31 protein-coding genes are annotated in these 26,393 nt (G+C 67.4%); 18 read left to right on the forward strand and 13 right to left on the reverse strand.

What is annotated here, in order from left to right:
- The 6 genes from OXS49_RS02480 to adh all read left to right on the forward strand — a co-directional run.
- On the forward strand, window positions 1-190 hold a 190-nt coding region (locus OXS49_RS02480; RefSeq protein ID WP_267421500.1), incomplete at its 5' end, for a cold-shock protein.
- A 106-nt stretch (window positions 191-296) separates the two neighbouring features.
- Window positions 297-545, forward strand: a complete 249-nt coding sequence (locus OXS49_RS02485; RefSeq protein ID WP_267421502.1) for a hypothetical protein — start codon at window positions 297-299, stop codon at window positions 543-545.
- Window positions 546-750: 205 nt separating this feature from the next.
- Window positions 751-1,077, forward strand: coding sequence for an iron transporter (locus OXS49_RS02490; protein WP_267421505.1), 327 nt, complete (start codon window positions 751-753; stop codon window positions 1,075-1,077).
- On the forward strand, window positions 1,074-2,594 hold the full coding sequence (locus tag OXS49_RS02495) for a PepSY-associated TM helix domain-containing protein (protein WP_267421508.1): 1,521 nt from the start codon (window positions 1,074-1,076) through the stop codon (window positions 2,592-2,594). Before OXS49_RS02490 ends, OXS49_RS02495 begins: the two co-directional genes overlap by 4 nt.
- Window positions 2,591-2,938: a DUF3325 domain-containing protein gene (locus OXS49_RS02500; RefSeq protein WP_267421511.1), complete on the forward strand. Its 348-nt coding sequence runs from the start codon at window positions 2,591-2,593 to the stop codon at window positions 2,936-2,938. The genes OXS49_RS02495 and OXS49_RS02500 overlap by 4 nt, the downstream gene beginning before the upstream one ends.
- A gap of 336 nt (window positions 2,939-3,274) precedes the next feature.
- Complete coding sequence (gene adh, locus OXS49_RS02505; protein ID WP_243921050.1) at window positions 3,275-4,798, forward strand: aldehyde dehydrogenase; 1,524 nt, start codon at window positions 3,275-3,277, stop codon at window positions 4,796-4,798.
- Window positions 4,799-4,870: 72 nt separating this feature from the next.
- Here the strand turns inward: adh and OXS49_RS02510 are convergent, their stop codons facing one another.
- Together OXS49_RS02510 and OXS49_RS02515 are read right to left on the reverse strand one after the other, a co-directional pair.
- A complete protein-coding gene (locus OXS49_RS02510; RefSeq protein ID WP_267421515.1) occupies window positions 4,871-5,200 on the reverse strand; it encodes a hypothetical protein in 330 nt (109 codons plus the stop codon).
- Entirely contained in the window at window positions 5,197-5,493 is a 297-nt protein-coding gene (locus OXS49_RS02515) for a hypothetical protein (protein WP_267421518.1), read from the reverse strand. Before OXS49_RS02515 ends, OXS49_RS02510 begins: the two co-directional genes overlap by 4 nt.
- A 164-nt stretch (window positions 5,494-5,657) precedes the next feature.
- On the opposite strand from OXS49_RS02515, the gene OXS49_RS02520 reads away from it, so the two are divergent.
- Genes OXS49_RS02520 through OXS49_RS02530 form a run of 3 tightly spaced genes read left to right on the forward strand, consistent with a single transcriptional unit; the run spans window position 5,658 to window position 6,947 of the window.
- Window positions 5,658-6,083 carry a DUF779 domain-containing protein gene (locus OXS49_RS02520; RefSeq protein WP_267421520.1) on the forward strand — a complete coding sequence of 142 codons (426 nt, stop codon included), beginning with the start codon at window positions 5,658-5,660 and terminating at the stop codon, window positions 6,081-6,083.
- Window positions 6,084-6,096: 13 nt separating this feature from the next.
- Window positions 6,097-6,510: a carboxymuconolactone decarboxylase family protein gene (locus OXS49_RS02525; RefSeq protein WP_267421522.1), complete on the forward strand. Its 414-nt coding sequence runs from the start codon at window positions 6,097-6,099 to the stop codon at window positions 6,508-6,510.
- The gene (locus OXS49_RS02530) at window positions 6,507-6,947 is read left to right on the forward strand and encodes a cupin domain-containing protein (protein ID WP_267421524.1); all 441 of its coding nucleotides are present in this window, start codon (window positions 6,507-6,509) and stop codon (window positions 6,945-6,947) included. The genes OXS49_RS02525 and OXS49_RS02530 overlap by 4 nt, the downstream gene beginning before the upstream one ends.
- Window positions 6,948-6,951: 4 nt before the next feature.
- Here the strand turns inward: OXS49_RS02530 and OXS49_RS02535 are convergent, their stop codons facing one another.
- The 6 genes from OXS49_RS02535 to gap form a co-directional block, all read right to left on the reverse strand.
- Window positions 6,952-7,908 (reverse strand): tetratricopeptide repeat protein, encoded by a 957-nt coding sequence (locus tag OXS49_RS02535; protein WP_267421526.1) that lies wholly within the window; start codon window positions 7,906-7,908, stop codon window positions 6,952-6,954.
- Window positions 7,909-7,991: 83 nt separating this feature from the next.
- Window positions 7,992-8,639: a thiamine phosphate synthase gene (locus tag OXS49_RS02540; protein WP_267421529.1), complete on the reverse strand. Its 648-nt coding sequence runs from the start codon at window positions 8,637-8,639 to the stop codon at window positions 7,992-7,994.
- 19 nt (window positions 8,640-8,658) lie between these two features.
- Window positions 8,659-9,729, reverse strand: a complete 1,071-nt coding sequence (gene fba, locus OXS49_RS02545) for a class II fructose-bisphosphate aldolase (RefSeq protein WP_243921033.1) — start codon at window positions 9,727-9,729, stop codon at window positions 8,659-8,661.
- 436 nt (window positions 9,730-10,165) lie between these two features.
- On the reverse strand, window positions 10,166-11,368 hold the full coding sequence (locus OXS49_RS02550; RefSeq protein WP_267421532.1) for a phosphoglycerate kinase: 1,203 nt from the start codon (window positions 11,366-11,368) through the stop codon (window positions 10,166-10,168).
- A 23-nt stretch (window positions 11,369-11,391) separates the two neighbouring features.
- On the reverse strand, window positions 11,392-11,865 hold the full coding sequence (locus tag OXS49_RS02555) for a hypothetical protein (RefSeq protein WP_244003091.1): 474 nt from the start codon (window positions 11,863-11,865) through the stop codon (window positions 11,392-11,394).
- Between the two features lie 90 nt (window positions 11,866-11,955).
- Entirely contained in the window at window positions 11,956-12,960 is a 1,005-nt protein-coding gene (gap, locus tag OXS49_RS02560; protein WP_267421538.1) for a type I glyceraldehyde-3-phosphate dehydrogenase, read from the reverse strand.
- Window positions 12,961-13,416: 456 nt separating this feature from the next.
- Between gap and OXS49_RS02565 the strand changes: the two genes are divergently transcribed.
- Together OXS49_RS02565 and OXS49_RS02570 are read left to right on the forward strand one after the other, a co-directional pair.
- Window positions 13,417-13,701, forward strand: coding sequence for a DUF4164 family protein (locus tag OXS49_RS02565; RefSeq protein ID WP_243921023.1), 285 nt, complete (start codon window positions 13,417-13,419; stop codon window positions 13,699-13,701).
- A gap of 29 nt (window positions 13,702-13,730) precedes the next feature.
- Window positions 13,731-14,117: a cell division protein ZapA gene (locus tag OXS49_RS02570; protein ID WP_267421540.1), complete on the forward strand. Its 387-nt coding sequence runs from the start codon at window positions 13,731-13,733 to the stop codon at window positions 14,115-14,117.
- Window positions 14,118-14,213: 96 nt separating this feature from the next.
- On the opposite strand, the gene OXS49_RS02575 is transcribed toward OXS49_RS02570, so the two are convergent.
- The 3 genes from OXS49_RS02575 to madL all read right to left on the reverse strand — a co-directional run bounded on the left by OXS49_RS02575 (window position 14,214) and on the right by madL (window position 16,233).
- Window positions 14,214-14,882: a GntR family transcriptional regulator gene (locus OXS49_RS02575; protein WP_243921019.1), complete on the reverse strand. Its 669-nt coding sequence runs from the start codon at window positions 14,880-14,882 to the stop codon at window positions 14,214-14,216.
- A gap of 113 nt (window positions 14,883-14,995) precedes the next feature.
- The gene (madM, locus tag OXS49_RS02580; protein WP_267421725.1) at window positions 14,996-15,760 is read right to left on the reverse strand and encodes a malonate transporter subunit MadM; all 765 of its coding nucleotides are present in this window, start codon (window positions 15,758-15,760) and stop codon (window positions 14,996-14,998) included.
- A 17-nt stretch (window positions 15,761-15,777) separates the two neighbouring features.
- A complete protein-coding gene (madL, locus tag OXS49_RS02585; protein WP_244003097.1) occupies window positions 15,778-16,233 on the reverse strand; it encodes a malonate transporter subunit MadL in 456 nt (151 codons plus the stop codon).
- Window positions 16,234-16,459: 226 nt separating this feature from the next.
- Between madL and mdcA the strand changes: the two genes are divergently transcribed.
- The 7 genes from mdcA (at window position 16,460) to gmd (ending at window position 22,903) form a co-directional block, all read left to right on the forward strand.
- The gene (mdcA, locus tag OXS49_RS02590; RefSeq protein WP_267421545.1) at window positions 16,460-18,106 is read left to right on the forward strand and encodes a malonate decarboxylase subunit alpha; all 1,647 of its coding nucleotides are present in this window, start codon (window positions 16,460-16,462) and stop codon (window positions 18,104-18,106) included.
- A gap of 190 nt (window positions 18,107-18,296) precedes the next feature.
- Window positions 18,297-18,605, forward strand: a complete 309-nt coding sequence (gene mdcC, locus OXS49_RS02595) for a malonate decarboxylase acyl carrier protein (protein ID WP_267421547.1) — start codon at window positions 18,297-18,299, stop codon at window positions 18,603-18,605.
- Window positions 18,606-18,607: 2 nt separating this feature from the next.
- Window positions 18,608-19,540: a biotin-independent malonate decarboxylase subunit beta gene (locus tag OXS49_RS02600; protein ID WP_267421549.1), complete on the forward strand. Its 933-nt coding sequence runs from the start codon at window positions 18,608-18,610 to the stop codon at window positions 19,538-19,540.
- Complete coding sequence (mdcE, locus tag OXS49_RS02605) at window positions 19,527-20,243, forward strand: biotin-independent malonate decarboxylase subunit gamma (RefSeq protein WP_244003105.1); 717 nt, start codon at window positions 19,527-19,529, stop codon at window positions 20,241-20,243. The genes OXS49_RS02600 and mdcE overlap by 14 nt, the downstream gene beginning before the upstream one ends.
- Window positions 20,244-20,251: 8 nt before the next feature.
- Window positions 20,252-20,911 carry a malonate decarboxylase holo-[acyl-carrier-protein] synthase gene (gene mdcG / locus OXS49_RS02610; RefSeq protein ID WP_267421553.1) on the forward strand — a complete coding sequence of 220 codons (660 nt, stop codon included), beginning with the start codon at window positions 20,252-20,254 and terminating at the stop codon, window positions 20,909-20,911.
- Window positions 20,908-21,834, forward strand: coding sequence for an acyltransferase domain-containing protein (locus OXS49_RS02615; RefSeq protein WP_267421555.1), 927 nt, complete (start codon window positions 20,908-20,910; stop codon window positions 21,832-21,834). Before mdcG ends, OXS49_RS02615 begins: the two co-directional genes overlap by 4 nt.
- Window positions 21,835-21,919: 85 nt before the next feature.
- On the forward strand, window positions 21,920-22,903 hold the full coding sequence (gene gmd, locus OXS49_RS02620; RefSeq protein ID WP_267421557.1) for a GDP-mannose 4,6-dehydratase: 984 nt from the start codon (window positions 21,920-21,922) through the stop codon (window positions 22,901-22,903).
- A 138-nt stretch (window positions 22,904-23,041) separates the two neighbouring features.
- On the opposite strand, the gene OXS49_RS02625 is transcribed toward gmd, so the two are convergent.
- Complete coding sequence (locus OXS49_RS02625; protein WP_267421559.1) at window positions 23,042-24,028, reverse strand: substrate-binding domain-containing protein; 987 nt, start codon at window positions 24,026-24,028, stop codon at window positions 23,042-23,044.
- A gap of 34 nt (window positions 24,029-24,062) precedes the next feature.
- Complete coding sequence (locus OXS49_RS02630; RefSeq protein WP_267421561.1) at window positions 24,063-25,772, reverse strand: methyl-accepting chemotaxis protein; 1,710 nt, start codon at window positions 25,770-25,772, stop codon at window positions 24,063-24,065.
- Between the last annotated feature and the right edge of the window lie 621 nt (window positions 25,773-26,393).

The following is a 26,393-nucleotide window of genomic DNA, read 5'->3' on the forward strand; positions in this document are numbered from 1 at the left end:
GAAGTGGTACGATCCGGCCAAGGGCTTCGGCTTCGTTTCGGTCAATGACGGCGGCAAGGACGTGTTCGTCCACCGTTCGGCTCTGTCCCGCGCCGGGCTCGAGTCGCTGGCCGAAGGGCAGCAGGTCACCTTGGCTGTGGTCGATGGGCAAAAGGGCCGCGAGGCCCAGAGCATCAACGTCGAAGATTGAGGCTTCGCGGCCGCATCGCCGCCGCGATCCGCACGAAGATGATTGGGCGGTGGTTCCAAGAGGAGCCGCCGCCCGCTTCGTTTCTGGGTTCGCCAGCGATTTTGCCATGCGTCGCATCCTGCTCTCGGCTCTCCTACTCGTCGTTGCCGGTGGCGCGCGGGCTGAGGATTTCACGGGGTTCTACGCCGGGATCAACGCTGGCTACGCCCAGGGTCATGAGCGCGACCGGGCCGGGGGCGAATCGCCGTCGCCGTTGGCAAGGCCGGGCGCGGATCTGCCGCCGAGCGCGCGGGACGCCGCGCTGGCATTGCGCTCGTCCGGGTCGAGCCAAGCTGCTCCGCCGTCTGGACGCTGAGACGGACCGGCAGTTCGGGGTAATCTGATTTCTATCAGACGCCGACATGATTTGTTGGAGGCCGCCCTCAACGATCGGCGTCCTAATTATAACTGCACCAAGTCGTTCATTCCTCACTGGAATCGTTCCGGAACATAGGCGTTGCGTCCCTCCGCCGGCCGCGGTTAGGTCGGGACATGGGATCACGGAATCGCGAGATGGCGCTATGAGCACCAGTCCGGTGGGCGCCCATTCAGGGAGGGCGCGCGCGTATCGGTTTGCGGTGGCGGCGCGGGTACTCCTGGCAAGTGCAGGTGGTTACGGAATTGCTGCTTTGGCGAGCGCATTGCTTGCGGTGGTCCTGCCCGGCACCAGGGCCGAGGCCGTGTCGGCCGCGTTGATCGCGAGCTTCGCCATCATGGCGGCCGTGGTGATCTGGGTTTTTGCCGCGCGGACGGTCGGACGCGCCGCGCTGGTTCTGGGGATCGTGGCCGCGCTGCTGACCGTCACCCTGTGGCTCGCGGGTGCGTTCCAGACCGGGAGTGCCACATGAGCCGGCCGAGGAGTGTCCGCCAGTCGATGGCGTGGCTGCACACATGGTCCGGACTCGTGGTCGGATGGGTGCTGTTCGCAATCTTCGTCACCGGCACCGCCAGCTATTATCGGCCGGAGATCTCGCACTGGATGCGGCCGGAACTGTCGGCGGCGAAACCTGATCCCGCAGCTGCGGCGACCCGCGCCGGCGCGTTCCTCCAAAGGACGATGCCGGATGCTGCTGGGTGGTCGATCAAGCTGCCGAACGCCGAGAACCCGGCCGTCGAGGTCTACTGGTGGCAGAGTTTCAACGGCCCGTTCCATCACGCGCTGCTCGATTCCGCATTTGGCGAACGTGCAGCTGTCCGGGATACGCAGGGTGGCGACTTCCTCTACCGTTTCCACTACGAGCTGAGCCTCCCGCCGCTCGTGGGGCGCTGGATCGTCTCGGCCTGTGCGATGATTCTGCTGATCGCGCTCATCTCCGGGATCGTGACCCATCGGCGGATCTTCGCCGATTTCTTCACCTTCCGACGGGACCGCTCGGCGCAGCGCGGCTGGCTCGATGCCCACAACGTGATGGGGGTCCTTGCGCTGCCGTTCCACCTGATGATCGTCTACACGGGCCTCGTCACACTGTCGGCGATGTTGATGCCCTGGGCGGTGCAGACGGCCTATCGCGGGGATATCCTGCGCTACTACGCCGATGCCGGCATCATGATCGCCGGTCGCCCGCCGGCCGGGCGTCCGGGCGCGGCGCTGCCCCTCGGCGAAATCGTGTCACGGGCCATGGCGGCGGCCGGCGAGACACCCGAACTCGTGATGATTGCGCATCCGGGCGACGCCGCCGCGACGGTCACCGCTTATTTCGAGGAGCCGCCCGGCCTCGCCCATCTCCACCCCCAGATCGCCTATGATGCGTCCACCGGCGTGGAACTCGGGCGGGTCGGCGAAGCCGGCGCAGCCACGCGGACCGGCGCCGTGATGGTCGGGCTGCACGAGGCGCATTTCGCGACCGCGCCCCTGCGCCTCGTGTTCTTCCTATGCGGCCTCATGGGGGCCGCCACGGTGGCGACCGGGCTCGTGCTCTGGACCGTCGCCCGCGCGCCGAAGAATGCCGCGCCGGAGGGTCTTGGCCTGCGTCTCGTCCGCATCCTCAACCTCGGCACCATCGCGGGGCTGCCCGCTGGTCTTGCGGCCTATTTCCTCGTCAACCGGCTGCTGCCCGTCTCTCTGGACGCGCGGGCGGACTGGGAGGTCGGCGCTTTCTTCGGGGTCTGGGTGCTGGCGGCCGCGGCATCCGCGCTCTACCCACCGAAACGGGTTTGGACGATGGCCCTGACCGTGCCGGCCCTGATCTTCTTGGCGATTCCGATCAGCGATTCATTGACGGTCGGTGAGCTTCGGTTCCTCGGCTTCGATTTCGCGATGGCGCTCCTCGGCCTGCTGTTCCTTCTCGCGGCGCGGCTCGCTGGCCGGCGGGCAGCCATGCGGCAACCGTCCCGGGCGAACCTCCACAGGGCGGCCGAAGCGTGACCGTATCGGCCCTGATCTTGAGCCTTTTGCTGTCGTTCTCGGGTTTCTCCGCCCTGGCCTTGAGCCTGGATCGGCACCATCGGGCAGTCTTCCGCACGCCGGTGTCCCGGCGGCGGCTCAGGGGACTGCGCGCGGCGGGCTGGTCGGGCCTCGGGCTGTCCTGCGCAGCCGCGATTGCATCGGCCGGGTGGAGTTTCGGCCCGGTCCAATGGATCGGCTCGCTCACCGGCTCGGCGCTCGCCGTGGTCGCCCTGATCGCCTATCGGCCCGCAGCGCTGCGGACCGCCGCCGTAGCGGCCCTTCCGCTCGCGACCCTGATGCTTCCATTCGCTCTGATGCGATGATCGGTGGAACGACACGCGCGCTGATCCGCCGTTCGGTCCGCGGGCGTATGGATGCTGCAATGTTCGCATGGCAATCGTCGGTGCAGCTTCGCAAATTTCCGGATTTCACCGTCGCTGATCCCGAAGAACATTGGCCCCTCGCGATTGCGATCGGAAAGGCGTAGGATCCTTGCGTTCGCGCACTGGCCAAAAGTCCACCTTGATTCGACGCGCCAAAAGACATTGGCTGTGATCATCGCGGAATCGGATGCGGCCCAACCAAGCGGCCGCCCGGCGCACTGCGAACGCCCAAGAGCCGCGGTTCGCGAGGCCGGGGCCAATGGAGGAAACAGAGCGATGAACAAGCCGGAATTTCTCGGTGACTCCAAGGTGAAGTCGCCGTTCTCGGCCCGCTACGAGAACTTCATCGGTGGCCAGTGGGTCGCCCCCGCGGCCGGCCGCTATTTCGAGAACACGTCACCGATCACCGGCAAGGTGATCTGCGAGGTCGCCCGCTCGGACGCGCAGGACGTCGAGAAAGCGCTCGACGCCGCCCACGCGGCTAAGGAGGCCTGGGGCCGCACTGCCCCGGCCGAGCGCGCCCGCATCCTGCTCAAGATGGCCGACCGGATGGAGGAGAACCTCGATCTGATCGCCCTGGCCGAGACTTGGGACAACGGCAAGCCGATCCGCGAGACGATGAACGCCGACATCCCGCTGGCGATCGACCATTTCCGCTACTTCGCCGGCTGCGTGCGGGCGCAGGAGGGGTCACTCTCCGAGATCGACCACGACACGGTGGCCTACCACTTCCACGAGCCGCTCGGCGTCGTCGGCCAGATCATCCCGTGGAACTTCCCGATTCTGATGGCCGTGTGGAAGCTGGCGCCCGCGCTCGCCGCCGGCAATTGCGTGGTCCTGAAGCCGGCCGAGCAGACCCCGGCCTCCGTGCTGGTGCTGATGGAGATCGTCGGCGACCTGCTGCCGCCGGGCGTCCTCAACGTGATCAACGGCTTCGGCCTGGAGGCCGGCAAGCCGCTGGCGTCCTCGCCCCGCATCGCCAAGATCGCCTTCACGGGTGAGACGACCACCGGCCGCCTCATCATGCAGTACGCGTCGCAGAACCTGATTCCGGTGACGCTGGAGCTCGGCGGCAAGTCGCCGAACATCTTCTTCGCCGATGTCGCCAACGAGGATGACGACTTCTTCGACAAGGCGCTCGAAGGCTTCACGATGTTCGCCCTGAACCAGGGCGAGGTCTGCACCTGCCCGAGCCGCGCGCTCGTGCACGAATCGATCTACGACCGCTTCATGGAGCGGGCGGTGAAGCGCGTCGAGGCGATCACCCAGGGCTCGCCGCTGGATCCGGCCACGATGATCGGTGCCCAGGCCTCGGGTGAGCAGATGGAGAAGATCCTCTCCTACATCGATATCGGTCGGCAGGAGGGCGCGCAGCTGCTCACCGGCGGCGAGCGCAACGTCAAGGACGGTGAATTCGCCGAGGGCTTCTACGTGCAGCCGACCGTGTTCCGCGGCCACAACAAGATGCGCATCTTCCAGGAAGAGATCTTCGGCCCAGTCCTGTCGGTCACGACCTTCAAGGACGATGCCGAGGCGCTCTCGATTGCCAACGACACGCTCTACGGACTCGGCGCCGGCGTCTGGACCCGCGATGGAACCCGCGCCTACCGCTTCGGCCGGGCGATCCAGGCCGGCCGCGTCTGGACGAACTGCTACCACGCCTACCCGGCCCACGCGGCCTTCGGCGGCTACAAGCAGTCCGGCATCGGCCGCGAGACGCACAAGATGATGCTCGACCACTATCAGCAGACCAAGAACATGCTGGTCAGCTACTCGGCCAAGAAGCTCGGCTTCTTCTGAGCTTCTGCCCGGGTTAACCCCCGCGACAACTTCAGCCCCGGCCTCGCGGCCGGGGCTTTTTCCTATCGGGGTTCAGCGCTTCAGGCAGGAGACGGCGATGGCAGCCGATGTCCGGTCGTGCAGGCTGATGGTGCGATCGGCCACTGGACGGCGAACCTCCTCGCCCTGATTGGCCTCGGCCTTCTCGAGTTCCCAGAGCCGCGCCTTCACCGCCCCGTCGGCGTAGCAGGCGCAGAACGCGGCCTTGTCGGCAATCACGGTATCGGGCGGAGCGATCCAGTCGGGATGGTTCAGACAGGTGCCCAGCTCGGCCTCCCGTGCCGGCGCGTTGACGTCTTCACGTGCGCGGGCGGGGCCGCTCGCCAGCGCGGCGAGCAGCAGGGCGACGAACGGGCGGTTCAATAGACGCCGTACCCGAAGCCCTCGAAGGGCGCGTTGGCGATGGAGCCGGGCGGCATCGGGCCGGCATCGGCGCTGACGCTGGGTAAGTCGTCGGGCGGCCCGTCCCAGCCGACGACACCCATCGGATTGTCGGGCGTGACGTTCGGATTTCCCGCCACGCGCCAGGCATGCTGGAGGAAGAGCGGCTGCGCGCGGGGCTCAACACGGAGCGCGAGCGGATCGGCACTGGCCGACCCGGCCATCAGCGTGGCGAGGATGAGGGCAAGACAGGATGCGGTGGTTCGAGGAGTCATGGTGCGATCAGCCCGTGGGGCTCTCCGTGTCGCCCGTTCGGGGCGCGTTCCCGATGGGAAACGCCGATACGGCCGGTCCGGCACCAGCTTGGCTGTTCTGATGACGCAAATGTGGAAATCGCGCACCGCACGCGCATATCAACAATCACACCGGGGAGGACAGTATGAGCCTGGATGCGAAAATTGAGGCCACGACCGCCGAGCAGGTCGGCGCCGATGGTACGCCGCTGCGGGTCACCGCGACGCCGAAGGCGCTGCAACTGATCGAAGAGCTTCGCTCCGAGTACGGCCCGGTCATGTTCCACCAGTCCGGCGGCTGCTGCGATGGCTCATCGCCGATGTGCTACCCGGTGGGCGATTTCATCGTCGGCGATGGGGATGTGCATCTCGGCCAGGTTGGGGGCGCCGATTTCTTCATCAGCCGCTCGCAGTTCGGTGTCTGGAAGCACACGCACCTGATTCTGGACGTGGTACCCGGGCGCGGTGGCATGTTCTCGCTGGAGAACGGCCGCGAGAAGCGCTTCCACATCCGCTCGCGGTTATTCTCGGACGCCGAGAATCGCGCCTTGGACGGCGCCTGCAAGCTCTGAAGGACATCCCGCCATGGCGACCGTGACGCTCAGGAGCGATGCCGAAGCCGAGGCTGATCCACGGGTCCAGGCGGTTTTCTCGGATATCCGGACGACCCGCGGCTCGGATTTCATCAACAACTTCTGGCGCGGGCTCGCCCACGACCCTGCCCTGCTGGAGCGAACCTGGACCAGTCTGAAGGCCGTCATGGGCCCCGGAACGCTCGATCCGCTGACCAAGGAATTGATCTACATCGCGGTCTCGATCGCCAATGGCTGCCCCTACTGCATCCACTCGCACACGGCCGCGGCCCGCGCGAAAGGCTTGACCCCGGCGCAACATGGCGAGTTCCTGTCTGTGGTCGGCATGGCGAACCAGACCAACGCGCTGGTCAACGGCATGCAGATCCCGGTCGATGCTGCCTTTAAGGTCGGAGAAGGTCCATGAGCTCCGGTTCCGAAACGCCGAAAGCAGGTCTGCGCGTTGTGCGTGAGAGCGCGCCGTTCCGCGGGAGGCAGGGGCATCTCTACCGCCCCGCCATCTCCGCCGAAGCGGTGGGCTCCGCCGCTTTGCACATGCAACTTCTGGAGATCCCACCCGGCGAACGTGCCCACGCGCACAAGCACGAATCGCATGAGACCGCCATCTACGTCCTGTCGGGCGTATCGGGCTGCTTCTGGGGCGAGCAGCTCGAGCATCACGCGATCGCGGGCGCCGGCGAGTTCGTCTACATCGCCGCGGACGTCCCGCACCTGCCCTACAACCGCAGCCGGACCGAGCCGGTCACGGCCGTGATTGCCCGGACCGATCCGAACGAACAGGAGAGCGTGGTGCTGCTGCCGGATCTGGAACACGGCGTCGATTGGTCGAAGGCCGACGAATAGCGCCTCAGCGCTGCTCAACCCGCTCGTTGGCGAGCCGTTCGGCGCGTGCCCGCTCGTCCGTCGAGAGGCCCGACAGGGTCTGGTCCAGCCACGCGTCGGACAGGCCCTGGCCGGCCGCGGCGAGGTTCCAGGCCGCCGCTTCGACGGGGTTCTTCGTCACCCCGCGCCCGACGGCGTAGAGCCGCGCGAGCCGGTTCTGCGCGATCGCATTCCCCCGTGAGGCGGCATGCAGGAAGTAGCGGGCCGCCGAACGCTCGTCCTTGGTCACACCGTGACCGTTGAAAAGCAGGATCGCGTACTCGATCTCGCTGGCCAGATCGCCGTTGTCGGCGCCGCGCCGGAACAGGGACGCCGCCTTGCTGGCATCCTTCGGCACGCCACGGCCCTGAAGGTAGAGGACGCCCAGGTCGTGCTGCGCCGGGCCGATCTCGGCATCCGCCGCCTTGCGGAACTGCGCGGCGGCCGCAGCCTCGTCCGAAGGGCTGCCCGTCCCGATCAGGATCAATCCGAGATTGTAGGCCGCGGTGGGTGAGCCGTTCGCGGTGGCCTGTTCCAACCAGCGGCGGCCGACCTTCGGATCCTTCGCCATGCCGCGGCCGTCGAGGGCCATCAGACCGAGGGACGACATCGCGGCGGCATCGTTCTGGGCCGCGGCGAGGCGATACCAATCGGCAGCCTTGATCGGGTCCTGCTTCACCCCAAGACCCTGATTGTACAACTCGCCCAGGAGCGTCATCGCGGCGGCGTCTTTGGGGTTGGCCGCGATGCGCTTGGTCGCCTCCCGGAAGGCCGTGACGTACTGCCCGCGCTGGTACGCCCCGTAGGCAAGATCCGCCGGCTGGCCGCTGGCCGGGGGGACGGCGCCACGGGTGTAGTTCGGGGTGTAGGGGGTCGGCAGCTCCGGCATCGGCTTCTGGCCGGGCACCGCGCTCGCCGATCGCGGGGGGGATACCGTGCTCATGGACGGATCGCTCGGACCGGCGGCCCAAGCCGACTGCGCCAACAGTGCGCCGACGACGGCCAGCGCGGGACGGAGATCCGGCCTCATCGCGCCGGCACCTGCGCGAGCGCCTGTTGCGCCTGCCCGACGGCGGCCGGATCGGCCAGCCAGAGACCGCTTTCGAGCCCGACGAACTCCGCGCCCGTCTCCGACAGGGGACCGATCGCATCGGCGCTCGCGGCGACGGCGATGCAGGGCGTCTCGAAAATCTCCGCCCACCAGGAGACACGCGCGAGTACGGTCTCGGCATCGGGCGCCGCACCATCCGGGTACAGCCCCCCGAACATCACGTAGTCGACCCCCGCCTCACCGGCCTCCATGGCGGTATGCTTGGTCTCCGTTCCACCGACACCCAGGATGCGACCGTCCCGCAGGCGACCGCGAAGATCCTGCAAGTCGCGGGGCTTGTCGACGTGGATACCGTCGGCCCCGCCCCGGATCGCAACCGTAGCGAGATTGCCGGTGAAGCCGGGGCAAGCGACGACCAGGGCCGCACCGTATTCCTGCGCCACCGGCGCCACCTGCTTGACCTGCGCGGTGAGCCCGCGCTCGTCGGTCGCGGCGAGACGCAGGATCACGGCTGCGACATCACCGGCGGCGCAGGCGGCCCGGAGGGCCGACACGAACGCCTCCGTGCCGGCTGCATCCAAGCCGTGGGGCCCGAGCAGGGCGAGACGCGTGCTGTTGCTCATCGCGACGGCCAAATCACTCTCAGCGTGCGCCGATCTTCGGGTCCAGTGCGCCGCTGGCGTAGCGCTTGGCCATCTCGGCGACCGAGATCGGCCGGAGCTTCGAGCCCTTGCCGGCCGTGCCGAACTCCTCGAAGCGTTGCTTGCACAGCTTCGTCATCGCCTCCATGGCCGGCTTCAGGTACTTGCGCGGGTCGAACTCCGAGGGGTTCTCGGTAAGAATCTTCCGGATCTGACCGGTCATCGCCATCCGGTTGTCGGTGTCGATGTTGATCTTGCGCACGCCGTGCTTGATGCCGCGCTGGATCTCCTCCACCGGCACGCCCCAGGTCGGCTTCATCTGGCCGCCATACTGGTTGATGATGTCCTGCAGGTCCTGCGGCACCGAGGAGGAGCCGTGCATGACGAGGTGGGTCGTCGGCAGCCGACGATGGATCTCCTCGATCACGTTCATCGCCAGCACATCGCCATCGGGCTGACGCGTGAACTTGTAGGCGCCGTGGCTGGTGCCCATCGCCACCGCCAGCGCATCGACCTTGGTGGCTTCGACGAACTTCACCGCCTCGTCCGGGTCGGTCAGGAGCTGATCGTGACTCAGAGTGCCCTCGGCGCCGTGGCCGTCCTCGGCCTCGCCCTGGCCGCTCTCCAGCGAGCCGAGCACGCCAAGCTCACCCTCGACCGAGACGCCGGCCCAATGGGCCATCTTGGTGACGTTGCGGGTGATCTCGACATTGTAGTTGTAGTCGGCCGGGGTCTTGCCGTCTGCCTTCAGCGAGCCGTCCATCATCACCGAGGTGAAGCCGTACTGGATCGCGGTGGCGCAGGTCGCTTCGTTGTTGCCGTGGTCGAGATGCATGCAGACCGGGATGTGCGGGTAAATCTCGACGAGGCCGTCGATCAGCTTGGCCAGCACGACATCGTTGGCATAAGCGCGGGCGCCGCGGCTCGCCTGGAGGATCACCGGGGAATCCGTGGCGTCGGCGGCCGCCATGATGGCGAGCCCCTGTTCCATGTTGTTCAGGTTGAAGGCGGGCACGCCGTATTCGTGTTCGGCGGCGTGATCCAGGAGCTGTCGGAGGGTGATGCGTGCCATCGTGACTGTCTTCCTGTTTGCCGAGTGGTCGTCTGGCCGATTGCCGGTCGCGTCGCGCGCGCTCAGCTGAGCCTTATCGTGCCGGTCTGCCGAGAGCGTCGCTTTGGGTCAATCTCCGAGGCAGAACTGAGCATTTCACACCGGATAAATTTCGGCTGGCCGAGCTTTCCAAAGCCGCGACACTTTCTTCGACCTCGCCGACCGGCTTGCCGAAATTCCTGGCCGATCCTTGCGCATCTCAAGACCGAGCCAACCACGCCTGTCGAAGCGCAAAACCGTCTCGTCCGGCGGGCTTGCGTGACGTACCTGGAAACGCGTCCGGATCGCGAAGTTGGTGTTCTCCACGATGTCACTCGTCGACTCGGCTCCCCGGCTGTTGACGGCCGGGAGTATAAATGGGGTCGCGGCGCCCGGGGAGGAGAACGGAGCGCTGCGCTCACCCCTTCCCGCGAAGGGCCTCCACGCCCGGCAGGGCCTTGCCTTCGAGCCATTCGAGGAAAGCCCCGCCAGCGGTTGATACGTAGGTGAAATCCTGTGCCACGCCAGCGTGGTTGAGGGCCGCGACCGTGTCGCCGCCGCCCGCTACCGAGACCAGCTGGCCTGCCTTGGTGCGCGACGCCGCGTGCTTGGCGGCGGCCACCGTGGCGGCGTCGAAGGGGGCCAGCTCGAAGGCGCCCAGCGGACCGTTCCAGACCAGCGTCTTCGCGCCGTCGATGGCGGCGTTGATCTCGGCGACGGAACGGGGCCCGGCATCGAGGATCATGCTGGTGTCCGGCACGCCATCCACCGGCACCGTCTCGTGCGGTGCTTGTGCCTTGAACTCCGTGGCTGCCACCGCGTCCACCGGCAGGATGATCCGGCAGCCGGCCTTCTCGGCCGCCGCCAGGATGCGGGTGGCGGTCCCGGCGAGATCCTTCTCGCAGAGCGACTTGCCGACCGCCATGCCCTGCGCGTGCAGGAAGGTGTTGGCCATGCCGCCGCCGATCACCAGCATGTCGACCTTGGCGACGAGATTCTCGAGGAGATCGATCTTGGACGACACCTTGGCGCCGCCGACCAGCGCGATCACCGGGCGCTGCGGCGCCTCCAGACCCTTGGTCAGGGCCTCGAGTTCAGCCTGCATCTCGCGGCCGGCATAGGCCGGCAGACGGTGCGCAAGCCCCTCCGTGGAGGCGTGGGCCCGGTGGGCCGCTGAAAACGCTTCATTGACGTAGACATCGCCGTTGGCTGCCAACGCATCCGCGAAGGCCGCCTCATTCTTCTCCTCACCGGCGTGAAAGCGGGTGTTCTCAAGGAGCAGTACGTCGCCGTCCTTGAGCGCCGCCACCGCCTTCGCGGCCTCCTCGCCGACGCAGTCGGGTGCGAAGGCCACCGTACGCCCGAGCGCTTCACCCAACGCCGGCACCACCGGCTCCAGGGAATCCTTGGGCTCGCGCTTGCCCTTCGGTCGGCCGAAATGCGCCAGCAGGATCACCTTCGCGCCTTGGCCGGCGACTTCCCGGATCGTCGGCGCCACGCGCACGATGCGGGTCGCGTCGGTGACGCGCCCGCTCTCCATGGGCACGTTGAGATCGACGCGCATCAGAACCCGCTTGCCCTTGAGGGAGCCGGCATCGTCGAGGGTGCGGAAGGCGCTCATGCGGTCCTGTATCGGTCAGTGAGTTACTGGACGGTCGTCCCGATCGTCGCCCGCTGTGGCAGCAGCCGGTCGAGATTCAGCCGCTGGACCGCGATCATCAGAACGACGGTCAGGATGGCGGTGATCACGGCCGTGAGGACGAGGGCGCCGGTCCCGGGCAGGCGGCGTGTCCGCTCCGCGATCCCGCGCATCTCCGCGCGCAGGGCCGCCAGGTCGGTCTGCCGCGCGGATTCATTCATCCGGCTGGTGGCAGTCTCGACCTTGTCTTCGACGCGCGACAGCAGCGCTTCAGACCGGGCGTACTTGTCTTCAATCCGAGAACATTTGTCCTCGATCCGCGCGAGCTGATCGAAGAGCTGATTGGTCGGAAGGGCGTGCAATGGTGCCCCAGCGGCCGGCGGGGCCGGAAGCGGCGCGGGCGGCACCGTATTCGGCGCGGTCGTGATCGGTGAGGTCGCGGTCGCTGCGGTCGACTTGGCCTGCGGAGCGTCGGTCATCCCTGGCGAATTCCCGGTTCGTGGTGAGACCGCCCAATCGGGCGAATGGCCGCCGTCCTGTCACGGGACGGCGGCCATTCGCAAGCCGACTCAGATAAGTTTGGCCATCGCCACGGCGGTGTCGGCCATGCGGTTCGAGAAGCCCCACTCGTTGTCGTACCAGGACAGGATGCGCACGAACGTGCCGTCCATGACCTTGGTCTGGTCGAGATGAAAGGTCGACGAGTGCGGATCGTGGTTGAAGTCGATCGAGACGTTCGGCCGGTCGGTCACGCCGAGCACGCCCTTGAGCGGGCCCGCGGCCGCGGCTTTGATGGCCTCGTTGATCTCCTCGACCGAAGTGGCACGCTTGGCCGTGAAGACGAGATCCACCGCCGAAACGTTCGGGGTCGGCACGCGGATCGCGGTCCCGTCGAGCTTGCCCTTCAGCTCCGGCAGCACGAGGCCCACGGCCTTGGCGGCGCCGGTCGAGGTCGGGATCATCGAGAGCGCGGCGGCGCGGCCCCGATAAAGATCCTTGTGCATCTGGTCCAGCGACGGCTGGTCGTTGGTGTAGGAGTGGATCGTGGTCATGAAGCCGCGCTCGATGCCGACTGCCGCGTCCAGCACCTGGGCGACCGGCGCCAGGCAGTTGGTGGTGCAGGAGGCGTTCGAGACGACGAGGTGCTCGCGCGTGAGCTTGTCGTGGTTCACGCCGTAGACCACCGTCAGGTCGGCGCCGTCAGCGGGCGCCGAGACGAGGACGCGCTTGGCACCGGCGTCGAGATGGGCCTTGGCCTTGTCCTTCGCGGTGAAGATACCGGTGCATTCGAGCGCGATGTCGACGCCGAGGTCACGATGGGGCAGCTCGGCCGGGTTGCGCACGGCCGTGACCTTGATCCGCTTGCCGTTCACCACCAGGAATTCACCGTCGACCGCGACTTCGCCGGGGAAGCGGCCGTGCACGGAGTCGAAACGGAGCAGGTGGGCGTTGGTCTCCACCGGGCCGAGATCGTTGATCGCCACGACCTCGATGTCGCTGCGGCCGGCTTCCGCGATCGCGCGCAGGACGTTGCGGCCGATGCGTCCGAACCCGTTGATGGCAACCTTCGTCACGGCGTCATTCCTTCCTGATGCGGCCCTCGACCGCGCGGCACCGCACGGGGCGGGTTTTGCGGCGGATCCCGAGGTTCCGCCCCGAAGCCGCGCAGAGCTTGGTCGCGCGGATCTGGGCGGGCGGGCTTGAACCGGTGATGAACCGGACCGGGAGAGTCCGGGCTCCACAGCCGGCAACCAGCGAAGCGCCCTGTTCCGGCCACGGCCTCGGGACTGTCACGGGCCGGCTTTCCCGGCGTCGTGCGCGGTCCCTTTCGGGAGCGCGCGGCTGTCTAGCATGGCGCTTGGACCTGTCAAACGCGTGGCGGTGACAAAGACCTTCGATTCTCCAACCAATAAACAGGGATTTCGACGCTTGATCTACCGGGTGGTGCCTTCCGGGTGAGATCCGCAATTTTGCGCTGGAATTCCGACGGCATTCGATCAAAAACTTCCGCGTCCGACAAACGGAAGACCATGGCCGACGAGTCCGAACCCAGCATGATCGACGAGGCGCTTGCCCGCCTCGAGGCAGCGGTGAACCGTATGGATGCCGTCGTCCAGTACCGCCTGGAGAAAGCCGCTCAGCCGGACGACCGCGACGCCGAGCTGGCGCTGATGGACGAGGATCGTGCGCGGCTCGCCGCCGCCCTCGACGCGGCCAGCGCCCGGCTCGCGGAGGTCACCGCCACGACCGGCGAGGTCGGGCAGCGCCTCGACCGGGCGATCGAGACCGTCCAGGATGTCCTCGGACGCGCCTGACCCGGATATCGCGCCTCCCGGAGCCGCTCTTGCCGCAGATCAATATGACCATCGACGGCCGCAGCTACCGCATGGCCTGCGGGGAGGGCGAGGAGGCGCATCTCACCGCACTCGCCGAGAGCCTCGACGGGCGCATCGGCGAGATGCGCAAGAGTTTCGGCGAGATCGGCGACATGCGCCTGCAGGTGATGGCGGCGCTGACGATCGCGGACGAGCTGGCGGAACTGCGCGGGCGGCTTGCCGGGCTCGAGGCGGAGGTCTCGGACTTGCGCGCCGCGACCGAGGCTGCGGAGCGCGGCCGGGCGGAGGATGCTGAGCGGGCCTCGGCGGGGATCGGCCGGGCGGCCGAACGCGTGGGCCGCATGGCGGATGCACTCGGGACGCCCCCGCAGCGGGGCTCGGAGGTCGTGACGTGATCGCGGGCAAACCGCCCTTCGAGCTGTGAGGCTGTCGATCCTGCCAGTCCGGCTCCGCACGGTAACGGTACCGGAGCGGCGTGCCGTTCCCGGACGTCAGCCGTGCTCCGCGATGTACCGCCCCAGCGCCACGGCCGCCCGTAGCATGTGCGCGCGCATCCGCCGGGCCGCCGTCTCGCCGTCGCCCTCCGCGATCGCCGTCAGGATCTCCCCGTGCTCCTCATAGGAGCGGCCGATCCGGTCGGCGTGTCGCAACTGCGTCCGGCGAAAGGCGGCCAGGCGCTCGCGGATCGCCAGCGCCTGTTCGGCCATGTAGCCGTTGTGGGTCGCGGTGTAGAGCGCCTCGTGGAAGGCGCGGTTGAAGCGGTCGTAGGCGTCGATGTCCCCATCCCGGACCGCGATCGCCGAATCCGCGTGTAGCTCCATCAGTTGGCCCCGTTCGAGCGGGGTCATCCGGTAGGTGGCGAGCCGGGCGCACATCGCCTCGATCTCGGCGGTGGTCTCGAACATGTCGGCGATGCGCTGCGGCGTCAGCCGCGCGACCACGACGCCTCTCCGCGGCCGGATCTCCACGAGCCCCGAGGCCGCGAGCTGCCGCAGGGCTTCCCGCACCGGCGTGCGCGATGCACCATAGCGCTGCGCGAGGTTCTGCTCGTCGAGGGCCGTGCCGGCCGCAATCTCGCCAGACGCGATGGCATCGGTGAGCGCGTCACGGATCCGGTCCGAGAGCAATCCCGTATCGATCTTCTGAAAATCGCCGTGCATTCGTCAACCTTAGACCAATCCGCTCGACGCGGCTTCAAGTCCACAAAGCAAACGGCACAGTCCTCCGTCATCATCCACCGAATCTTGCCGAGGCGACGCGGTGGTGAAGTGTGTCACCCTACCAGGGCGCGCACGGCCAGGAACAGGATCGAGGGCCCGACCAGACAGCCGATACCGGTGTGGAAGGTGGCGGTCAGCGCCCCGTACGGCACCAGCTTGGGATCGGTCGCCGCGAGGCCTCCCGCCACGCCGCTCACGGTCCCCATCAGGCCGCCGTAGGCCATCGCCGAGCGCGGATTGTCGAGGCCGATCAGCCGCGCGACCAGGGGCGTGCCCACCATCACCATGACGGCCTTGGTCACTCCGGTGGCGATCGAAAGGGCCATGACGGTCGAGTCCGCGCCGATGGCCGCGCCGGTGACGGGTCCGACGATGTAGGTGATCGCCCCCGCGCCGATCGTCGTGATCGAGACCGCATCGTGGTATCCGAACGCGACAGCCGTCAGGGTGCCGACGATGAACGGCAGGATCGTTCCAAGGGCCAGGGCGAGCACGCCGAGCAGGCCGGCGCGGCGAGCCTCGACGACATCGACTTCGAAGGCCGTGTCCACGATCGCGAAGTCTCGCAACATCGCCCCGCCCATGAGGCCGATGCCGGCGAGCGCAGGGATGTCGGCGAGACCCTTCTTCCCGCCGGTGTAGAGTCCACCGACATAGGCCAGCACCAAGCCCAGCACGATGGCGATGGCCGAACCGTGGACCCGCCCGTTGGTGAGAGACTTGGCGGCGACGTTGGAGACGAGGATCAGCGCGCCGACCACTGCGAAGGCGGCGACCAAGCTCTGCTCCACGAAGACATGTTCGATGCCATGCCAGATCGTGTGATCCATGGTGCTCACTCCTTCCCGGCCAGGGAGGCGGTGCGACCGACAGGGATCGGCTCCGCGTCACCCTCGATCACCGATCCGCCGTGCTCGACCGCGGCGTCGCCCGAGTCTCGGCGGCCGATCCGACTGAGCAGCGCCACCGCGCCGAAGCACAGGACCAGCGATCCCGTCGCGGCGATCAGCACGATCGGGCCGCCGCTCATTGCCGCGACCACATTCTGCTGGGCCGCCATGGCGACCACGATCGGGATGTACATGCCGGCCCAGAACTCGACGCCGAACTGCACGCCCTTGGTCAGGCGGCCCCGCCGCGACAGCCAGAGGCGCGCCGCGATGAGCAGGATCATCGCGATGCCGACACCGCCGACATTGGCCTTCACGCCGAGCGCAAGTCCCAGAAGGTCGCCGAGATACACGCCGATCAGCGTGCAGCCGGCAAGCAGGGCGACACCGAGCACGATCATCGGCGTTGGTCCTTCGGCTCAGCCGTGCGGAGGGCGAGTCGCGGCACGTGTCTCGACGCGCTTGGCATGGAGCGTCTCCTTCCCGTCTCGGCTCGTCGCCCTTTCCGGAAGTATGCAAGATATTGACAGAATGACACTCCCGTATACGAAACTGTGATGGCGATGGGTTTGAAAATACCGAACGCCGTACTATCTCCGGTTCGGCATACCGAGTGGGAGCGCGCGGATGACCGAATGGCGCGGTGAGAGGCGGGCGCGCGACGCGCGCATCGCGGCGGGGCGCGCCCATGCTACGGGAAAGGTCGTGCCGGCAGTAGCCGTCGTCGATCTGCTCGAAGCGATCCTGCGGCCCGGGGATCGTGTCTGCCTCGAGGGCGACAACCAGAAGCAAGCTGATTGCCTGGCCCGGGGCCTCAGCGCCTGCGATCCCGGCAAGATCCACGATCTGCACATGGTCCAGTCGGGGATCGTGCTGCCGGAGCACCTCGACGTGTTCGAGACCGGCATCGCCAAGCGCCTCGACTATTCCTATTCCGGCCCGCAGGGCGCCCGCATCGCCAAGATGCTCTACGGCGGCCAGATCGAACTCGGGGCGGTGCACACCTACCTCGAACTGTTCGCCCGGTACTTCGTCGACCTCACGCCCAACGTGGCGCTGATCGCGGGCGTTTCGGCCGACCGGGAGGGCAACCTCTACACGGGGCCCAACACCGAGGACACGCCGACCGTCGTGGAGGCCACCGCCTTCAAGAACGGCGTCGTGGTCGCGCAGGTGAACGAGATCGTCGACAGGGTTCCGCGGGTCGATATCCCGGGCGATCGCGTGGATTTCGTTGTCGAAGCCGACAGGCCGTTCTACGTCGAGCCGCTGTTCACCCGCGATCCGGCGGCGATGACCGAGACCCAGATCCTGATCGCCATGATGGCGATCAAAGGGATCTACGCCGAGTACGGCATCCGCCGCCTCAACCATGGGATCGGTTTCGGGACGGCGGCGATCGAGCTGCTGCTGCCGACCTACGGGGAGAAGCTCGGCCTGAAGGGCAAGATCGCCACCCACTGGGCGCTCAACCCGCACCCGACCCTGATCCCGGCGATCGAATCCGGCTGGGTCAAGCAGGTCCACTGCTTCGGCTCAGAGGTCGGGATGGACCGTTACATCCGCGAGCGACCTGACATCTTCTTCACCGGCGCGGACGGAAGCCTGCGCTCGAATCGCGCCTTCTGCCAGACCGCCGGTCTGTACGCCTGCGACATGTTTATCGGCGCGACGCTCCAGATCGACCTGTCGGGTCATTCCTCGACGATCACGCAGTCGCGCGTAGCCGGGTTCGGAGGCGCCCCCAACATGGGCTCGGATCCGCACGGCCGCCGTCACCCGTCGGATGCCTGGATGAAGGCGGGGCGCGAGGGGCAGATCGTCGGCGACCCCGCCCTGATGCGCGGGCGCAAACTCGTCGTGCAGCTGGTCGAGACCTTCGGCGACAAGCTGGTCCCGACCTTCGTGGAGCAGCTCGACGCCCTGGAACTGGCTCGGAAGATCGGCCTCGAACTGGCGCCGGTCATGATCTACGCCGACGACGTGACCCACATCGTCACCGAGGAGGGTATCGCCAACCTCCTGCTCTGTCGGGATGCCGACGAGCGCGAGCAAGCGATCCGGGGCGTGGCGGGCTACACCGCGGTGGGTCGCGGCCGCGACCGAGCGAAGGTCGAGGAACTGCGCGCCCGCGGCATCATCCGCCGGCCGGAAGATCTCGGCATCGAGCCCCTCGACGCCGATCGGGCGTTGCTGGCTGCGAAATCGATCAAGGATTTGGTGCACTGGTCGGGTGGCCTCTACGAGCCGCCGGCCAAGTTCCGGAACTGGTAATCGGTGAGACCGACGCACATCGATCCAATCACGGTCCTCATCCTGAGGTGCACGCACCAGCGGGCCTCGAAGGAGGGCTCCAGGGATCGCGGTGGTATCTGCAGGGCTCCTTCGAGGCCTCAACTTCGCTCCGGCACCTCACGATGAGGTGTTCCATCGGGATCAAGGATCCTTTTTAACGGAACTGGCCATGGAATCCCTGACCTTCCGCCACACCACCCGGAAGCCGCTGCCCGGCTTGGTGCCGAACGCGATCACCGGCGTGGTCGCCTCCGGTAATCTGGAGATCCTGCTGGAGCGGGTCCTTGCGCCGGATGCCTGCGAGGTCGCGATCGAGACGCCGATTGCCGGCTACGGCGACGTCTGGGAGGCGGTGGTGGCCGATTTCGTCGCCCGGGCGCAGCCCGGCGGCCTCCGGATCAGCATCAACGACGGCGGCGCCCGCCCCGATACCGTGTCGCTGCGCCTGCTTCAGGGTGCCCGGCTGATGGAGGCCTGACCATGGCTGGCGATCGCTCCGCGCGCCCAGATCCCGGCAGCCTGAGTTGGTACGAAGCGACTGCCCGCCAGCGGGTGGCAGCCCTCGCCGATCCGGGCAGCGTCCGCGAGTTTCTGCCGCCCACCGAGCGGCGGATGAGCCCGCACCTGCCGCTGTTCGACCTGCCCCGCGCCTTCGACGACGGCATCATGGTCGGCGAAGCGACCCTCGACGGCGCGCCCGTCCTGATCGCCGCCCAGGAAGGCCGCTTCATGGGCGGCGCGTTCGGCGAGATCCACGGGGCCAAGCTGGTCGGCCTGCTCCGGGTGGCTCTGGAACTGAAGCCGAAAGCGGTGCTGATCCTGTTCGATACCGGCGGCGTCCGCCTCCAGGAAGCCAATGCCGGAGAGACCGCCATCGCCGAGACCATGCGGGCGATCGTGGATGTCCGCGCGGCCGATATCCCGGTGATTGGCCTGATCGGCGGGCGGGCTGGCTGCTACGGCGGCGGCGGCCTCATCGCCGGCACCTGCTCGCGGCTCGCCGTCTCCGAAGGGGGGGGGCGCATCTCGGTCTCCGGGCCGGAGGTGATCGAGACCAACAAGGGCGCGGAGGAATTCGATTCCCGCGACCGTGCGCTCGTCTGGCGGACGATGGGCGGCAAGCATCGCCGGCTCACCGGCGGCGCGGACGCGTTCTGCGCCGACACGGTTTCGGCCTTCCGGCGGGCAGCCCTGGATCTGATCGGCCGGGCCCCGGCCTTCGATCTCGATACCCTGGAGGCCGAGCAGGCGCGGCTCGAAGACCGGATCGCGCGCTTCGGTGATTGCCGCGACGCCACAGACATCTGGCGACGGCTCGGCGTCAACGATCCGGAGGCGGTGCCGGCGATGGATACGGATGCGTTCGACGCGACCGTGGCCCGGGCCCGGGAGATCGACCATGACGCTCGCTGAGATCCTGACCGCCCTGTTCCCGCACGGGCACGACGTCACGGTCCAGGACGGGCTGGTGAGCGGCACCGGGCCGTTCGCCGACGGGCGCATCACCGTTGTCGGCATCGACGGCGATACGCCGCTCGGGGTTGATGGGGCGCTGCGGCTGTCACGGGCGGTGCTCGATGCGATCCGGGCGGGCGACCGGGCGCCGATCCTTGTGGCGGTCGATTCCGACAGCCAGCGCATGAGCCGGCGGGACGAACTTCTCGGGCTCAACGAGTGCCTCGCCCACCTCGCCAAGGCGCTGTTGCTGGCGGATCGCACGGGCCACCCGACGATCGGGCTCATCTACGGTCACTCGGCGGCCGGAGCCTTCATCGCGACAGCGCTCGCCACGCGGGTCCTGGCAGCTCTGCCGGGCGCCAATCCGAGCGTGATGGATCTGCCCTCGGTCGCGCGGGTGACCAAGCTGCCCCTGGACAAGCTCAACGACATGGCGAAGACGACGCCCGTCTTCGCGCCGGGCCTCGACAACATGGTGGCGACCGGCGCCGTTCACGTCGTCCTCGATCCGGGGAAACCTCTCCCCAATCAGATTCGCGATCTCATCGCCGGACTGGAGCCGGGCGATGTGCGTGATCGGCTCGGTGCGGAGCGCGGCGGCCGCCCGGTCGCGCACGATGTCGCTCGCGCGGTCATCGATCAGGCCCGACGACGCTGAGAACCGCTGTGTCTGAGACGTATCGGCGCCACGATCTCGTTCAGGTCAATGTTTCGGCCTGGGGCGCATGGCTCGGCACCCGGCACGATCTCGACGGTGTTCGGCACCTCGACCGTTGGGCTCAAGAAGGCCGCCCGCTGATCGTGCGGCGTCGCATGCCGGGGGAAACCGGAGAGACCGTGCCCCTCGGCTTGCCGATGCCGCCGTCTGACGGCAAGCGGCGGATCGGTCTCGCCCTACCGGCCGCTGCATTGACGCCGATGGCGGCCTTAAACCTCGCGGAGGCCAGCGATTACGCCCCGACGGCCTGGCGGCCGGCGATTGCGGCGCTTCTCTCGCTCGGGTGCGATCACGGCATCGTGCCGCGGCCGTTCGGCAGCCTGCTGTGGCAGGCCGTCACCGGCCTCACCTATCTCAATGCGACTTCGGATCTCGATCTGCTCTGGCCCTGTCCGGATCCGGTTCCAATCAATCTGCTGACCGGGCTCGAAGCGATCGCGGAGAACGCCGCGATGCGCATCGACGGGGAAATTCTCCTTCCGGACGGCACCGGCCTACATTGGCGTGAGCTGCGTGACGCTCCCGAGGATGGGTCGGTCCTGGCCAAGGGCCTCGAGGGTGTGACCCTGAGATCCGTTGCCGGCTTGCGCGATCCGGTGATCGCATGACGCTGGCGCTGCTCCTCTCCGGCCAGGGCGGCCAGAACCCGGCCATGTTCGACCTGACGGCCGATCATCCGGACGCACAGGCCATCTTCGCCGCCGCCAAGCCGCTCCTCGGCGGTGTCGACCCCCGTGATCTCGCGCGCAGCGGCAGCGACGCCCTGCACCAGAACCGGACCGGTCAGATCCTGTGCTGCGTGGCAGCCCTGGCCTCCTGGCGGGCGTTGGGCGCCGCCGGGACAATCCGCACGATCGTGGCGGGCTACAGCATCGGCGATCTCGCGGCCTGGGGGATCGCCGGTCGGTTCGAGCCGCAGGACGTGCTGGCGCTCGCAGCGCGGCGGGCCGAGGCCATGGACGCTGCCTCGGGCGTCGGGTTCGGGCTCGCGGGCATCCGCGGCCTCGGGCTCGACGTGCTCGATCACCTCTCGCTCGAGCACGGATGCCATCTTGCGATTCGCAACGCCGCGGATAGCGGCGTGGTTGGCGGCGCGCGGGACGCGCTGGAGCCGCTGTGTGACGCGGCGCGCGCGCGCGGAGCGCAGCGGGCGGTGGTCCTGCCGATCCACACCCCGTCGCACACGCCCTTGCTGGCGGCCGCTTCGGAAGCGTTCCGCGAGGCCCTGCGCCAGACGACATTGTGCCGCCCACCACCGGGCGCGCCACGCCTTGTAAGCGGGCTCGACGGCGCGGTCGTCTTCCGCAGCGAGGACGGATTGGCCAAGCTGGCGACGCAGATCTCACACAGCATCGACTGGGCCGCCTGCCTGGAGGCCTGCCGCGAGTACGGCGCCGACCGCGTGCTGGAACTCGGACCGGGACACGCCCTCGCCACCATGGCCCGGTCCGCAGTGCCGGGAGCTCGGGTTCACGCGCTGGAAGAGTTCCGGACGATCGAGGGCGTCCGTGACTGGCTGAGCCGGCCTTAGGGCCGTTGCGCGGGCAAGCCCTCGCCTTGACGTCCGGGCCGCACGAGTCGTAGCAGCCGGGCATATGTTGCGACGGGACGGGGATATGACGGGCAAGCGCGCGCTGATCACAGGGGTGACGGGCCAGGACGGGGCGTATCTGGCGCAGCTCCTCCTTGAGAAGGGCTACGCGGTCACCGGCATCGTGCGCCGCTCGAGCCATGCCGGCGTGTTCGATCACCGTCTGAAATGGCTGGGCATCCTCGACGATGTCGAATTGGTCGACGGCAACCTGCTCGACCAATCCGCCCTGCTGCGGATCGTTCAGACCGCCAAGCCCGACGAGATCTACAACCTCGCCGCCCAGTCCTTCGTCACCTCGTCCTGGCAGCAGCCGCTGCTGACCGGGCAGGTCACGGGGCTCGGCGCCGTGCACATGCTCGAATGCCTGCGCTCGGTCGCCCCGCAGGCGCGCTACTATCAGGCCTCCACCTCCGAGATGTTCGGGCTGATCCAAGAGGAGCGCCAGAGCGAGACGACGCCGTTCTACCCGCGCTCACCCTATGGCGTGGCCAAGCTCTACGCGCACTGGATGACGATCAACTATCGCGAGAGCTTCGGGCTGCACGCCTCGAACGGCATCCTGTTCAACCACGAGAGCCCGCTGCGGGGCGTCGAGTTCGTGACCCGCAAGGTCACGGATGCGGTCGCGCGGATCAAGCTCGGCAAGCAGACGGAGCTGCGGCTCGGCAACATCGACGCCAAGCGCGACTGGGGCCACGCCCGGGACTACGTGCAGGCGATGTGGCTGATGCTGCAGCAGGATAAGCCGGATGACTACGTCATCGCCACGGGGCGGACCACGACGGTGCGGGACATGTGCGCGATCGCGTTCAAGCATGTCGGCCTGAACATCGACGATCACCTCATCATCGATCCGGCGCTGTTCCGGCCTGCGGAGGTCGAGGTTCTGCTCGGCAATCCGACCAAGGCGAAGGCAACGTTCGGCTGGGAGGCGCAGACCAGCCTGGAGGCGCTGATCACCGAGATGGTGGACGCCGACATCAAGCGTCACAGCGCTAACGCCTGAGCGGCTGTCGCCGCGTCCCATGGGCCGCCATGACAGCCTCAGGGGCTGCGCGGCAAGGCAAGGTCCTGCAGCGGATCGGCGACCTCGTGGAGCGCGAGGCGAAGGCGCTCACTTCGAAACGATGAGCGCTGCCGTCGCCTATTGGGCGAAATGCGCGGTCGACATCCGTTCAGTGACCAGTTCGAACGGCGCCCAATCGTATTGCTGCACGGGCTCGCTCCGAATTAGCGCCAGGGCATCGTCCACCGCCTTGCCGCCCTGGATCGCGGCATCCTGATGGACGGTCACGGCCAAGCGCTTCTTCTGCATGGCCGCGATGGCGTCCGGGATGGCGTCGACGCCACCGATCAGGATGCGACCAGCGGGAATGCCCGCCGCCTCGACGGCTTCGGCGGCTCCGAGCGCCATCTCATCATTGTTGGCGGCGATCGCATTGATGGACAGGCCTTGCGCCAGCCATCCGGCGACGACGGCGCGGGCCTTGGCGCGGTCCCAGTCCGCTGCAGACTCGGCGACGAGACGGAGGTTCGGGAACTCGCGCATCACCGCCTTGACGCCCTGCGTGCGCAGCACCGATCCGGAATGGGTCGGATGCCCCGCCAGGATCGCAACGGATCCGGACCCGTTCAGCATCTGGCCGAGCTTGCGCATCTGCAGCCGACCGGCAACCAGATCGTTGGGCAGGACGAAGGCGACGCGCCCGGAAAACCAATCCTCCCGCGGCCCGTTGTTGAAGTACACCAGTGGAATATCGGCTTCCTGCGCCAGACGCGTGATGGTGGCGTTGGCCATCGCGTCGACCGGCATGACAAGAAGCGCATCGACCTTCGCGGCGATGAAGGACCGGACCTGTGCGATCTGCTGTTCGCCCGCGCCCTCGGGCGAAAAAGCGAACTGCACGGCTACGCTGCGGGACTTGGCGTGTTCCGCGATCCGATCGTGCAGGAGCTGCGTGAATGCGACCGGGGGGATCATCGTTACGCCCAGGGTCGTCGCGGCTGCCGGCTCGAGCCCGGATGCGAGGGCGACGAGGAGCGCTACAAGCCACCACCGGGCGCGGTCGCATGCGCCGGAGTGAGTGACTCGGATTCCCATGATGGTCCGGGCCGTGCCTGATCGGTTCATGATGTCGGGTCCGGCGTGTTGGTCCGACGCGGCCTCAGGCGGCGCGGATCGTCTGAAGAAAGCGTGCGACCTCGGCACCAAGTCGCTCGGCGTCGCGCGACAGAGCGCTCGCCGCGCTGAGCACCGTTTCGGCCGTATCGCCCGCCTTCTCGGCGGTGCCGGCCACGTCGGCGATGTGCGTGCTGACCTCGCCGGTGCCCTGCGCGGCCTGGGAGATGTTGTGGACGATCTCCTGCGTGGCAGCGCCCTGCTCTTCTACGGCCGCCGCGATGGAGGCGGCGGCCCGGCTCATGTCCTCGATTCGGATGGTGATGCCGGTGATCGCCGCGACGGCCGAGGCGGTGGACCCCTGGATGATGCTCACATGCCGCGTGATGTCGTCGGTCGCCTGCTTGGTCTGCCCGGCGAGGGCTTTCACCTCGGCGGCCACCACCGCGAATCCCCGGCCCGCCTCGCCGGCCCGCGCCGCCTCGATGGCGGCGTTGAGCGCCAGGAGATTGGTCTGGGCGGCGATCTTGGCGATCATCCGGACGACGTCGCCGATCTGGGCGGCGGCGCCATTGAGCGCTTGGACCAGCTCCGTGGTCTGCGCCGCGTCGGTGGCGGCGCCGTTGGCCACCTCGGCGGTTTTCTCGGCCTGGCGTCCGATCTCTTGGACCGACGTGCCGAGCTGGTCGGCCGCCGCGGCGATCATCCGGACATTGGATTGCGCCTTTTCCGCCGCACCCACTACGCTGGTCGACTGGGTCGCCGTTTCCCCGGCCGCGCGGCTCATCTGGTCCGCCGATCTGCGGAGCTCGACGGCCGCCGCCGTCACCGTGCCGACGATCCCGCCGACGGAGGCCTCGAAACGCTCCGCCATCGTGTGCATCACCGTCCGGCGCTGCTCCTCCGCCTGCGCCCGAAGCTGCGCCGTTTCCGCCTCCATGGTTTGGGTGCGCAGCATGTTGTCCTTGAACACCCGCAACGCGCCCGCCATGGCGCCGAGTTCATCGCCCCGCGCGTCGGATGGCACCGCTACGGCGAGGTCGTTCTGGGCCAGCTGCTCCATGACACGGGTCATCCTGGCGATCGGCGCTGCGACCCGGCGTAGGATGAACCAGACGATTCCGAGCGTCAGGAAGGCCGCTAGTGCGACTGCAACGATCACCGCCATCCGCGAGGCGTCGCCGACCGAATCCGCCATTGCGGTCCGATCGAACGCCCTTGCTTGGCGGTAGCCGAGCACCGTGTCGACTGCCTGCGTGAAGCTTGCAGCCTCGTTCTGCAAGGCGGTGTCGAACACCGCATCGGCCAACTCGCGTTCGCCGGCCCGGTCGAGCGCCGCCGCTTCCGCCTCGACCGCGAGGAAGTGTTGCCAGGCCTCGCGCAGGGTATGGGCGAGGCGCTGCTCATCAGTTCCCGCGACGGTAGGCGCGTAGGTGCTCCAGGCGCCGGAGAACGCCTCCTGTGCCTTCGCGATCCGGGCCCGATAATCCAGCCGCGCCGAATCGGATGGCGCATGGTGTGCCAGGACGTCGAGCGCACGCAGTTCCTGGCTGAGCTGCTTCATCGTGCCGAGGATCGCCACCGCCCGGATTTCTCCGGCAACCGACCGACTGGTCTCGTTGATCAGACTGATGCGGAATACGGAGAACGTTCCGATCCCGATGGAGATCATGAACAATGCGATCGCAGAGCCGATGACGATCGACCGCAGATTGATAGAAGATTGTCGCGCGCGACTGCGCTCCGGGAACGCCATCCAAATCCATTCTAAGTCTTGTCCCGACAGGGCTTATCGTGACGCTGATCGGGAAGCAAATTTATCGGAATGCCTCGTGACGTATAAAAATCCCAGAGTAATGGTTTTATAATTTACGGTCCATGACTAAGTTAGTGCAATCAATTATATAAAAGTACTGTTCATTATTAAATTACATAATTCTAAAGCCCGAATTAGAGTAGATCTCTCAAACAATTCGCCTCAGTCGTTCGAGGAGCGGAGCAGAGATGTTGCATTTGAACCCCTGCGAAGCCCTTGATTGCGCCGCCTCGTTCGTGATCGCGAGGGTCGAACGCTGGTCAGAATGGCCGGACTTGCCGCTGCGTCAGCCACAACAGGCCGGCAATGCCCATTCCGGGACAGACGAAGACGATTAACGCGAGCAGAGCCATAGCCAAACTACCGGTAAAGCGTGTCTCCCCTCAAAAAACGTTGGCAAATCGCATCAAATCCCCGGAGCCCATTGTGTTAGTGTTCTGACGCATTCACTTCGTTCCTGCGAGTGAACACTAGTTCTTTGGTTTTGCATCAATTCTTCCAGACCCGGCTGACGCCTCCGTCTGGGTCGATGCACCAGGCTGGCCGATACGGGCGTTCACG

The organism is Methylobacterium sp. GC_Met_2, assembly GCF_026540795.1.
Taxonomy (GTDB): Bacteria; Pseudomonadota; Alphaproteobacteria; order Rhizobiales; family Beijerinckiaceae; genus Methylobacterium.